The sequence below is a fragment of the Acinetobacter sp. LipI_19 genome (assembly GCF_058242925.1).
In genome coordinates this window covers 2,388,859-2,400,982 of record NZ_JBZAYK010000001.1, presented here as the reverse complement: position 1 = coordinate 2,400,982, position 12,124 = coordinate 2,388,859, and the positions used below count along the sequence as shown (strand labels likewise).

10 protein-coding genes are annotated in these 12,124 nt (G+C 36.1%); 4 read left to right on the top strand and 6 right to left on the bottom strand.

What is annotated here, in order from left to right; all coding sequences use genetic code 11:
• Nucleotides 1-92 precede the first annotated feature (92 nt).
• From AC4CVF_RS11800 to iolG, 4 genes are all read right to left on the bottom strand, one after another.
• Nucleotides 93-869, bottom strand: coding sequence for an SDR family NAD(P)-dependent oxidoreductase (locus AC4CVF_RS11800; RefSeq protein ID WP_490789500.1), 777 nt, complete (start codon nucleotides 867-869; stop codon nucleotides 93-95).
• Nucleotides 870-1,104: 235 nt separating this feature from the next.
• Nucleotides 1,105-1,968 (bottom strand): sugar phosphate isomerase/epimerase family protein, encoded by an 864-nt coding sequence (locus tag AC4CVF_RS11795; RefSeq protein ID WP_490789499.1) that lies wholly within the window; start codon nucleotides 1,966-1,968, stop codon nucleotides 1,105-1,107.
• Between the two features lie 32 nt (nucleotides 1,969-2,000).
• Nucleotides 2,001-3,275 carry a sugar MFS transporter gene (locus AC4CVF_RS11790; RefSeq protein ID WP_336954144.1) on the bottom strand — a complete coding sequence of 425 codons (1,275 nt, stop codon included), beginning with the start codon at nucleotides 3,273-3,275 and terminating at the stop codon, nucleotides 2,001-2,003.
• A 112-nt stretch (nucleotides 3,276-3,387) separates the two neighbouring features.
• On the bottom strand, nucleotides 3,388-4,413 hold the full coding sequence (gene iolG, locus AC4CVF_RS11785; protein WP_336954142.1) for an inositol 2-dehydrogenase: 1,026 nt from the start codon (nucleotides 4,411-4,413) through the stop codon (nucleotides 3,388-3,390).
• Between the two features lie 512 nt (nucleotides 4,414-4,925).
• Between iolG and chvE the strand changes: the two genes are divergently transcribed.
• The 3 genes from chvE to mmsB all read left to right on the top strand — a co-directional run bounded on the left by chvE (nucleotide 4,926) and on the right by mmsB (nucleotide 8,827).
• On the top strand, nucleotides 4,926-5,990 hold the full coding sequence (chvE, locus tag AC4CVF_RS11780) for a multiple monosaccharide ABC transporter substrate-binding protein (RefSeq protein WP_419328794.1): 1,065 nt from the start codon (nucleotides 4,926-4,928) through the stop codon (nucleotides 5,988-5,990).
• 100 nt (nucleotides 5,991-6,090) lie between these two features.
• A complete protein-coding gene (mmsA, locus tag AC4CVF_RS11775; protein ID WP_336954139.1) occupies nucleotides 6,091-7,620 on the top strand; it encodes a multiple monosaccharide ABC transporter ATP-binding protein in 1,530 nt (509 codons plus the stop codon).
• Nucleotide 7,621: 1 nt separating this feature from the next.
• On the top strand, nucleotides 7,622-8,827 hold the full coding sequence (gene mmsB / locus AC4CVF_RS11770; protein ID WP_490789498.1) for a multiple monosaccharide ABC transporter permease: 1,206 nt from the start codon (nucleotides 7,622-7,624) through the stop codon (nucleotides 8,825-8,827).
• Between the two features lie 661 nt (nucleotides 8,828-9,488).
• Here mmsB and AC4CVF_RS11765 read toward each other — a convergent pair.
• The gene (locus AC4CVF_RS11765; protein WP_490789497.1) at nucleotides 9,489-10,217 is read right to left on the bottom strand and encodes a hypothetical protein; all 729 of its coding nucleotides are present in this window, start codon (nucleotides 10,215-10,217) and stop codon (nucleotides 9,489-9,491) included.
• Between the two features lie 80 nt (nucleotides 10,218-10,297).
• On the opposite strand from AC4CVF_RS11765, the gene AC4CVF_RS11760 reads away from it, so the two are divergent.
• Nucleotides 10,298-10,909 carry a TetR/AcrR family transcriptional regulator gene (locus AC4CVF_RS11760; RefSeq protein ID WP_490789496.1) on the top strand — a complete coding sequence of 204 codons (612 nt, stop codon included), beginning with the start codon at nucleotides 10,298-10,300 and terminating at the stop codon, nucleotides 10,907-10,909.
• Between the two features lie 204 nt (nucleotides 10,910-11,113).
• Here the strand turns inward: AC4CVF_RS11760 and AC4CVF_RS11755 are convergent, their stop codons facing one another.
• Nucleotides 11,114-12,046, bottom strand: a complete 933-nt coding sequence (locus tag AC4CVF_RS11755) for an IS5 family transposase (RefSeq protein WP_490789495.1) — start codon at nucleotides 12,044-12,046, stop codon at nucleotides 11,114-11,116.
• Between the last annotated feature and the right edge of the window lie 78 nt (nucleotides 12,047-12,124).

Sequence of the window (12,124 nt, the reverse complement as noted above, 5' to 3'; positions counted from 1 at the left end):
TAGGAAAGCCAATAATAAAATTGAAGTTAGTGAAGTAAATAAAAAAAGATCTAAGATTTGGTCTTAGATCTTTTTTGTGTACATTTGAATGATTAACTATAGAAGTCAAAACCAGTTGTTAAACCGGCATCTGCCATTAGATCGGCACCTAATAGTGCACTTGAACCTGAAGATAATAAGAATAGAATCGTTTTTGCAACATCTTCTACTTCAAGAATCTGGCCGTATGGCTGACGATTTGCACGTTTAGGATGGAAGCTTGGATCGTTTACCGATTCAACATGACGTTTGAACAAGCCTGCCATCATTGGCCCTGGGCTCACAATGTTGACTTTAATGCCATCACGAGCATAGTCTAGTGAAGTGGTACGAGCAAGTTCACGGACAGCTGCTTTTGAAGCAGAATAAATTGGTAAGCCTTGTTCACCAAACGTTGCACATATACTGCCGATCAAAACAATACTACCTTGTTTGTTTGGTAGCATTAATGGTAAGGCAGCTTGAAGCGCTTGAATTGTGCCTAAAATATTTACGTCAAATACTTTCTTAATACGATCTGGTGTCACATCAAGAATACGGTCGATATCTGTCACTGCCGCACAAGGTACTAATCCTACGTGTTTAAAATTACCTGCTTTTACTGCACCAGTCAGGTTAACCCATGATTCAGGATTTGTAATATCGCCTTGGAAATGTTGATAATGATCTAATGCATCTAAAGTTGCTGTTTTTCCAGCAATATCTAGACCAAAAACTTTTACATTTGCTTGAGTTAATGCAATTGCCATAGCTGCACCAAGACCTGAAGATGTGCCAGTAAGAATTACTGCTTCAGGCATGTCAAATGTAATTTGTTGGGATAGACTCATTTATAAAACTCCATTTTAGATTAATTTTAGATTAGAAAAGTTTTCTTTAATTTCCTAAGTTTTATTTTAAATTGAATTCTTTATTTTAAAAGAACATTAATTAAAAACAGTTTTTCTAAAAATAAAAACATACGATTAAATATCTTGTAAATGGTATTTTATAGAATAGGAAATTTAATATCTTATAAATAAAAACCCAATAGTTATAAAAGAACTATTGGGTGGATAATTAATATTATGCAGTTACAGAGTTAAATGCATTTATTGTAGTTTCATAAGCATTTTTTGCCATTTCATCAAGGGGTAAAGTACGATGATCTCGCGAAATTAGTTCAACGCCATAATAAGGTTGATTGAAACCCGCTTTTTTAATTTCATTCAAGAATAGAGGAATATCATACGAACCTTGGCCACATAGCATCCGATGGTGTGTAGAATCATTAAATAAGTCAATCTCAATTTCCTCTGCTGCATCGTTTAATTCAACAGATTTAATAAGATGAGCAGGAACAGTGCTAATTTTTTCGAAATCAATATTGCCACGTGCTAAATGCCAAATGTCTAAGCATAAACCGCCATTAGTATCGCCAGTATCTACGATCTTTAAACCATCCTCGAGAGTTGCTAAGCGAGAGAATGGCATAATTTCTAAAGCTACATTTGCATTAACTTGAGCAACTTCTTTACATAATTTTGAAAATTCGTCAGACATTTTCTCTAAAGAGTTTGGTGAATTTTCAAATGGTCGTGCTCCAATTTTAAGGTTACACATACCCAATTCAGCACCAAGCTCAATCATTTTAGAACGTTCATAGTCAGATACCTTTCTAGCTTCACCATCCAAATACCAATCGAGTAAAATTTCAAGTTCAAAGTATTTTATATCATTGTCTTTTAATATTTGACGAAGAGTTGCTGTACTCGTTTTTTCGAGATTTGCTCGCAGATCACTTAAAACTAATCCGATTCCTTTCCAACCTGCTTTAGATGCAGATTCTACACGTTGTTGTAATGAAAATGGGCTAATTTCTGTCGGTGCACCAGGATATACGTTTCCAGCTAATGTCCAATATGCAGCTAGTAAATCTGGTTTATTCATGAGATTTTCCTTTAATTCATGTCTGAAAGTGTTTATTTAAAACGAACGTGTTTATAACCAGTAAGGTCTTGAGTAACTGCACACCAGCAGATAAGTGCGTAACAGATAGCAGGAACAATAAATGCTGTTGAAATACTTGTGATATCTGATAAGTAACCCATGACAAGCGGTAAAATTGCACCACCAACAAACATCGTCACCATAAGAGATGCTGCCATTTGAGATTTTTTACCTAGACCACGAACGCCCATTGAAAAGATAGTTGGATATAAAGTTGATTTGAACAAGAAAATACAGATAAGTACGACAACAGAAATATAGTCATAACCTAGCATTACAAATAGGCAACCAATCACGCAGACAGAACTGTTAAAGATTTGGAGTTTTCGAGGATCAATACGCTTCATGATAAAGATGCCTAAGAAGCGGCCAGTCATATAACAGAACATTGCCATTGATAAGAAATAAGCAGCTTTACTTGGAGTAATTCCATGCCAATGCTCAATCACATAGTTAATGAAAAAAGCACCGATACCAAAATGTGCGCCGTTATAGCAAAATTGGGAAAGCATAGCTTTACGCACATTCTTAATTTTTAATAAAGGAATATTTTCATAAACAGTATCTTCTGGGCGAGGAGCAATACTATTTTCATCTTCATTATTTGTTTCTGGTAACTTAATCGAAATAATATATCCGATGACACACAACACTAGAATAGAAAGCACAGCGTAAGTCATTGTTGCAGGCTCAACATAAAAGCCTCCCACAGTTCCCGCCGGAATAAAAAATACGGCTCCACCTACTAAAGGACCACACATTCCCCCCATACCGCCAAATGCCTGCGCCATAGTTAAACGGCGAGTTGCATCTTTAGGGTCACCTAATTTAGTAGCATATAAATTACAAACAATTTCTAAGCAGGCCAAGCCAGTCGCTAAAATAAAGATTGCGGTTAGAAAGGCTGAAAAAGTTCCAATTTGAGCAGCAGGAACAAAGCCCATACAACCTATGGCGAACAGCATTAATCCCACAATAATTGAGTTTTTATAGCCATATTTTTTCATAAGCAATCCCACAGGAATTGCAGATAAAAAATAAGCGCCTAAATAAGCTGTTTGAACAAATGCAGATTGGCCATGTGATATATGAAAAACATCCTGAAAATGTTTATTCAATACATCTAGTAATGTGTGTGAAAATGCCCACATGAAGTTAAAAGCTGTAACAATGATCATTGTCGCTTTTAACGTAATTGCTTTCTTGTTTACTGGCGCAACTGTAATTTTACTAAAACTCGCATCCATTGCTAGTTTCCTTGCAAATGATATATAGCCCCTCGAAGAAATACGCTTAGAGCATATTTCTTGAGCTATTTAATTAAGTCGTTAAGAACCTTACTCTTAAATAAGAAATAACTTATGCAGCAAGTGACTTTGTTGGACCTTCTGCATTTACGGTAATAGCTTTATTACTTTCTACTGATTCCATTGCACAAACTGCTAAATAAAGCGCTTGGAGTCCATCGAATAAATTGGTAGGGAACTCTTGTCCTTCCACTAGGCTGGATACAAAGATATTAAATTCATTTCTATATGAGCTCGTGTAACGTTCTAAGAAGAAATTTAATAGAGGCTTTTGTGAGCTAGTGAAATCGTGAGTGTATTTTTTCAGGGTAGAAGGGCGGTGGTTCTGGGTTTTTAATAAACCTTGAGAACCAAGTACCTCAATACGTTGATCATAACCATAGACAGCCTCACGACAGTTATTGATGATGCACTGTTTACCTGATTTGGTTTTCAATGTAATGCTGCAAGTATCGTAGTCATTAATACTCGCTAGTTCTTCATCTACTAGACGGCTTGCTGTAGCAAAGATTTCAACTGGCTCTTCACCGAGAATATGTCGGGCCGTATCAAAATCATGAATTGTCATATCTTTAAAGATACCACCTGAGGTCTTCATATATTCGACGGGTTGCATACCAGGATCACGACTTGTAATAATAACTTGGCGAATCTCACCAATTTCGTTGTTCAAAATAGCATCTTTAATTGCGATTGTATCTTCATCAAAACGGCGGTTAAAAGCGAGCATTACTTTACCATTATGACTTTGAATTTCTTGAACTGCTGCAATAGAACGTTCAAAATCAAGATCAATTGGCTTTTCACAGAGAACAGGTTTTTTACGTTTTACTGCATGTAACATTAAGTCAACATGTAAATCTGTTGCCGTTGCAATTACAACAGCATCAACGTCATCTCTATCAATTGCTTCGTAATAGTCATAACATGCTTCACAATTAAGTTCATTGGCAAGCTTTTCCACACCCTCTTTCCATGGGTCTGCAATGAGTTTCAATTCACATTGCGAATTAAGAAAAGCGCTTTTAGAATGAATTTGAGCAATACGTCCTGCGCCTAAAATAGCAACTCTCAACATTTCTTACTTCCTTTTAGAAAATAGGTAATCATGAAAAATACCCTGTTGATAATTAGGGTATACAAGCCGTTTTTGAAAAAGAATAGCTATTTCTAAAAACACTTTTTCATTTTTGAAATTACCAGATTGCATTCCATTAGCATTTTTATAGGCAGATTAAAACCCTTTATTTTTCCAGATTATGCAAAAGACATTTTCTAATTTGACATTTTTTTCCAGTTTTTGCGCTCCTATACTTCAAAACAATTGATAAGAACCATCCCCCAACAAATGAATGTTGGAAAAATTGATTAGTGAGTAAGTGCGACAGGAACGTCGTAAATATAAGGGAGAAGTGAGTTTGATAACTTACTCAAAAGACAAATAAATTTATAGTTGTTAACCAAGTGTCTTAAGGCATCTAATTTGATGCTTTCAGGCTATCTTTTTTCAAGCGATCATGCAGATTTTGAATGGAATTAAAGATATCTGCAGATAAAAATTGTGCTTAATTAAGTTAAAGGAAAATGAAAATGAAAATGTATAAGACTCTTTCTACTTCTATAGCTGCGATAGCTTTAGCAACATTTGCTAATTGTACTTATGCCGCAGGTGAGTTAATTGGTATTGCTATGCCAAACAAAACAGAAGCCCGCTGGATTATGGATGGAAATAATATCGTCAATAATCTTAAAGCTAAAGGCTACAAGACGGATTTACAGTATTCAACTTATGATGTGCCAACTCAGATTTCTCAGATTGAAAATATGATTACGGCAGGTGTTAAAGTCCTGATTATTGCTCCAGTAGATGGGACAACCGTTTCGAATGTAGTACGTAAAGCAAAACAAAAAGGTATTACTGTAATTTCATATGATAAATTGATATTGAAAACCAAGGATGTTGATTATTATGCAACTTTTGATAATTTTCAGGTAGGTGCACTTCAAGGTATTTCGATTGTTAAAAAACTTGGATTAGATAAAGGTAAAGGGCCATTTAATATTGAGCTTTTTGCTGGTTCTCTTGATGACAATAATGCTCATAAATATTATGCAGGTGCAATGTCTGTATTGAATCCATATATCGCCAAAGGCAAGTTGGTGGTACGCAGTAAACAAACTGATATTAACAAAGTTGCGATTCTACAATTTGATGGTGCAAAAGCCCAAGCTCGAATGGATAACCTGCTCAGTGCTTTTTACGGTGGTACCCATGTAGATGCTGTTTTAGCACCCAATGATAATATTGCAACAGGTATTATCTCTTCGCTCAAAGGGGTTGGTTATGGTCGTCCTAATCAGCCTATGCCTGTTATTACCGGTCAAGATGCTCAGATTGCAAATATCAAAGCCATTATCCGCGGCGATCAAACATCAACCGTATTTAAAGATACTCGTTTATTAGCCAAAGCAGCAGCTGATATGGTTGATGCAATTGTCACACGTAAATCTGTTCCGGTTAATGATACAAAATCTTATAACAACGGTGTCAAAGTCGTGCCGACTTATTTAGCGAAGCCTGTTCTAGTTGAGAAGAGTAATTGGAATGCGGCACTTGTAACATCAGGTTACTACAAAGCAACTCAACTGAAATAAGTTATTCAGTCATCACTTTCTGCAAGCTTTTCAGAAAGAAAATAAGGCTATTAATTTGGATAAATGCTGGTCAGGTTGCTGATCAGCAGAGGGTTGCTGTATGGAAACAATACTTGAAATGCGTGGCATTAAAAAGAGTTTTGGACATGTTCAGGCACTAAGTCACGTTGATATGGTAGTTAAGACTGGGGAGATTCATGCAATTTGTGGTGAAAATGGTGCTGGTAAATCGACCTTAATGAAAGTTTTGAGTGGTGTTTACCCTCATGGCTCATTTGATGGTCAAATTTTATATCAAGGTGAAGTGCAAAAATTTTCTAATATTCATGACAGTGAACAACGAGGGATTATCATTATTCACCAAGAGTTGGCATTAGTGCCGATGCTATCTATCACCGAGAACATTTTTTTAGGTAATGAACAGTCCAAATTTGGTGTGATTGACTGGAATAGCTCTTATAACAAAACCAAACAGGTGCTTGCTAAAGTTGGTTTGTTGGATTCACCTGATACACTTGTTAGCGATCTTGGCATTGGTAAACAACAATTAGTTGAAATTGCTAAGGCATTATCAAAACAAGTGAAACTATTGATTTTGGACGAACCAACAGCCAGTTTAAATGATAATGACAGTGATCGGTTATTAACTCTGTTATTAGAGCTGAAGTCGCAAGGTGTCACCTCAATTATTATTTCACATAAATTAAATGAAATATCTAGAGTTGCTGACAGTATTACCATTATACGGGATGGAGCATCTGTTGATTATCTGAATTGTCGTACGGAAGAAGTCAGTGAAGATCGAATTATTAAAGCGATGGTTGGTCGTGACATGGAAGACCGTTATCCAAAACGAAGTTCTCAAATTGGCGAAGTTTTATTTGAAGTCAAAGACTGGTGTGTTGATCATCCAAACCACGCTGCACGTGAAGTGATAAAAGGAATTAGTCTTAATGCACGTAAAGGTGAAATTGTTGGGATTGCGGGACTGATGGGTTCAGGTCGTACTGAATTAGCAATGAGTATATTCGGCAAATCTTATGGCAAAAATATTCGTGGTACGGTTTCAATTCATGGCAAGGCTATAGATGTATCAACGGTTCGAAAGGCTATTGATAATGGTCTGGCTTACGTCACGGAAGATCGGAAAGGGTATGGTTTGTTGCTTGACGAAAGTATTAGAAAAAATACCCCTTTAGCTAATCTGTCAGGTATTTCTAACCATCTAGTGACGAATGAGCATCAAGAAACCAAAATTGCAAAAGAGTTTCGAAACAAGCTTAGGATTCGAAGTGCAGATGTGGAACAACATACTGGCAATTTGTCGGGGGGGAATCAGCAAAAAGTAGTGATCAGTAAATGGTTATTTACTGCACCTGACGTACTTATTCTTGATGAACCTACACGTGGTGTGGATGTGGGTGCAAAGTATGAGATTTATACGATTATTGATCAGGTTGCCCAAGAGGGTAAATGTATCGTGATGATCTCATCCGAGATGCCAGAGCTATTGGGGATGTGTGATCGGATCTATGTCATGAATGACGGGAAAATTGTTGGGGAGTTTCTGGCAAAAGATGCAAGCCAGGAAGCCATTATGCGATCTATTATGAAGAATGGAGAAAACTAACATGAGCAATACGGACATTTCTAATCCTACTATTAGTTCTGGAAGTAAAAAAAATAATACGAATATATTGGCACAGGGTTTACGGGAGTACGGTTTATTATGTGCCTTGCTGATTATTGTAGTATTTTTCCAGATCGCAACAAATAACGTTTTATTACAACCGTTAAACTTAACAAATTTGATTTTGCAAAATGGTTATATTGTCATCATGGCATTAGGTATGCTCATGGTGATTGTGTGTGGACAAATTGATCTTTCTGTTGGCTCTGTGGTTGGATTTACTGGAGCGATGGCTGCCAGTTTAATGGTCACACATGAAATGTCTTTTATCCCTGCAATGATCTTATGTATTCTTGCTGGTGCTGTCATTGGAGCAATTCAAGGCTATTGGGTTGCATATTGGGCAGTTCCCTCATTTATTGTGACATTAGCAGGCATGTTAGTTTTTAGGGGTTTAACTCTGATTTCGCTTGATGGGCAATCTGTTGGACCATTTGAAGATAGCTTTACCATCATTAGTACGGGGTTTATTCCTGATTTCTTTGGTCTTGAAAGTCTGCATGTGACATCTCTACTTTTGGGTGTTGTCGTGAGTGTGGCTTTTTTTGTGATCGAATTACATCAGCGTAAACAAGCTTTACAGCATGGTATTGATAATGGTTCGATGGGCATGTTTGTAGTGAAGAACTTGGTATTAAGTGCAGTCATTATAGTTTTTTCTTATTTGTTAGCATCTTCTCGTGGTATGCCAACCGTTTTGATTATTATGGGCATTCTGGTTGCGTTATACACTTTTATTATGAATAGAACGACAATAGGTCGTCGTATTTATGCGGTTGGTGGTAATGCAAAAGCTGCGAAACTTTCTGGGATTAATGCAGAACGTGTCATTTTCTTTTCCTTTGTAAATATGGGTATATTGGCTGCATTTGCAGGACTTCTTTTTGCAGCTCGTTTGAATAGTGCAACGCCATCGGGTGGTTATGGTTTTGAATTAGACGTTATCGCAGCCTGTTTCATTGGTGGTGCGTCTGCTTCTGGTGGTGTTGGTAAGGTCTTTGCAGTAGTCATTGGCGCATTTATTATGGGTGTTATGAACAATGGTATGTCGATCTTGGGAATTGGCGTTGACTATCAACAAGTTATTAAAGGATTGGTATTGCTCGGTGCAGTACTGATTGACGTTTATACAAAAAATAAAGCTTAAGCAATAGACCCTTGAGATTGAATATCATATTTCAAGGGTTACGGATTGATGTTTAAATAACAGCAGTAGAAGTATGCCCTTAACCATTTTCAGAAAATCCAGAAAGAGTTGCAGCAATCAGTTCAGGTTTTAAATTAAACATAAATATAGATGGAGGTAATTAGCCTCGATCTATATTTTTATTACGATTTATTTCTTTCAACACACCAAGTTAAATTTACTTGGATAAGAAATTGACGGGGAGAGGAGCAGGGCTTGAGCTTTCAGTGAAGCTAAGTAGAGTTAAAGGCCTTTTTAAATACCGGCAATCAATGTCATTTTGGAGTGCTTTATCAATCCATTATTATCCTAAAAACATCAGATTGAATATTTAAAAACTAAGAAAAAAGTAGGTAATGCTCTTTTTTCAGTCTTTAAGCCTAATCCACGTTTATTCTCGTTCAAGTAGCGAAATTCCAATATAACCTATTAATGTCAACTTGTTGCCATCTGAACTGAGCTTTACCTTGGTAAGCCTTGCCTGTCTCTGGATCAACAACAATGGCATTAATATATTCATTTGAATTTTCTGAATCTGGTATTAGATAAGATACCTAAACTTAGAAGTAAAATATATCGTCGTACATTTATTTTTTAATAGGCAAGAAAACACTTTTATTTGCTATTGAAAGTCCCAACTAAATGCAGCACAAATCCAATTAGAAAATTCATCTGCTAAATGCATTTGATGACCGGAAATGATTGATGGAAGAATAAGTAATGGATACTCAACAGTTAATCTTGCTCTAAATCCATTTTTTTCATTACGGAATTGATGTCTAACACCGCCTATTGCAAGACCATCCGATGATCTAGCGACACCTGCAATTTGTAAGGGAAATGATAGATCAATTTCAGAACGTAGGCTCGATAAATCTTCATAATCAATATAGAACTTTGCTACTAAAGGTGAACCACCATTAGTTTCTATAACTTCCTGAAGGTCTTTATTTGTTGCGATGACGTAATGATCTGGGGTACCTGCAAGCATAGCAGTTTCATTATTTGTTTTACCGCATTGTTCAAACCATTCAACAAATTGTTCTGCTTGTGCATTTTCAACAAATATTTCTGTAATGCTATAACGTCTTAGACCAAAAGATAGCCAAGCTGTCAATTTTGCAAATTGATCAGAAAGCATAAGTTCATTCTTCAGAATTTTTTTGATTCTCTTTTGACCAAGCTCAACCTTTCGTTCAAGTAATTGATGTCTTAAAGACATAATATTCTGACTTAAAGGCTTAGATCCTAATTTTTTTAAAACGATATTAGCTCTTTTCGTTTCCCATTTTATGATGTCTTCATTCGCTACTTTTTGGTCGTTAATATAGACATGAATGTTAGAATGCATAAGAAGATTCCCTTTAATAAACCATAAAGCAACTATAGTTGCTTTATGGTTTGGGGTAAATATATTTGGAGAAATTTTAGATGGATGGTCATGCTTCTAGTTCGGAATCAAAAGTAATTAAACAAAGTCGACCAGGTGGTCGGGCTGAAAGGCTGGTTTTGGCTATACATGACGCAACTTATATTCTTCTTCAACAAACTAACTTTGAAGAAATCGAAATTCCAGATATTGCAAAATTAGCAAATGTAAATAAAACAACAGTTTATCGTAGATGGCCCACTAAAGTGGATCTTATTTTAGACGTTGTTTTGACACGCTTGAAAGTAGACATGGCTTTACCTGATACAGGATGCCTAATTGATGATTTGAATATATTTCTAAAAATGATTGCCTCAACTATAAGTACACCGTTTACATTGAATATTTTACGTGCACTTTTAAATCAAAGGGATGAAAATATTATAAATGCTAGAAAACAGTTCTGGGATGAACGTTTCTTGCTTGCAACACCATTAATTGATCGAGCGATTCAAAGAGGCGAACTCGCTGAAACAACTCAAGTAAGGGAGTTTTTTGAATGGGCTGCTTCTCCACTATTTTATAGAGTTGTAATCATTGGTGATTCTGTTTCAGATGAGGATATAGAGTTAATCGCACAGAGAGCTATATTAATATTTAAAAAAAATAGATAAATCATTGTGATTGATGCTTTTAAAACAGAATAATGTAAAGATAGCTGTCTGCTAATTACATCTTAAAATATTGAATAGCAAATAAATCCTTTTTAGGGTTTAATGATACGATACGTTTCGTATTTAAGTGGTTTGATTCTATGAGTCTACGGTGGCTTTGTTGCACAAAGATTTAAAATTAAAGTTCCCCTAAGTTATCTAAATTTAAGATACAACTCGGGTATGAGGTCTTCCTAATTCCGTGAATTTATTTAATACTGCTACACGTGCATGAATCTCATTGACCTGACTTTGAAAATGTCTTGCAGTCAGTTTATCCCCTAATAATTTGACGCAATGCATCTTGGTTTCAACCAAACTTCGGCGATGATAGCCAGACCAGTTTTTCCATATAGTCCTACCCAAATGTTTAACTGTTTGAAGCAGTTCATTGCGTTCTAACGAGCTAATCTTTGTATCTTTCCAAGGTTTAGCATTTTTTCTGGGTGGGATTACTGTATGAGCTTGCCGATCGGAAATCACTTCTCGACATTGTTTCGTATCATAAGCTCCATCAGTATAAACGAAATCAATTGGTTCAGCTGGTGGAATCTGATTAAGTAAATCACCGAGTACCTGGGAATCACTGACGTTGTTTGTAGTGAGCTGAACTGCACGTATTTGCAGGGTTTCAGCATCGATACCAATATGTAATTTACGCCATTGTCGACGATATTCAGGCTGATGTTTCTTACGTTTCCACTCACCTTCACCTAAAAATTTCAAACCTGTAGAGTCAATGAATAGATGGAGTCCACCACTACTTCTTTGATAGCAAATCGAAATATCAATATGCTTTTGTCTTCTACAAAGGGTGGAGTAATCTGGTGCTGCCCAATCCAAGCCAAAAAGTTGAATGAGACTTTGAACAAAGCCAGTGACCATACGTAAAGACAGACGGAATAATGATTTAATCATTAAACAACATTGGATTGCTGTATCTGAATAGGTTTGATTTCGACCTTGTTTGCCATGCGGTTGTTCATACCACTGAGTATTTGGATCAAACCAAATGGCAATATTTCCACGATTAATGAGAGCTCGGTTGTATGAAGACCAATTAAGAGTACGGTAAACTTTAGGGCGAGGCTTATTCATTTGAAAATTATAGTGTGGAATCAGCCTTTAGAGATAGGTTTGTGCAACAAAGCCCCTTGAAATTAAAAATAAAAAAAG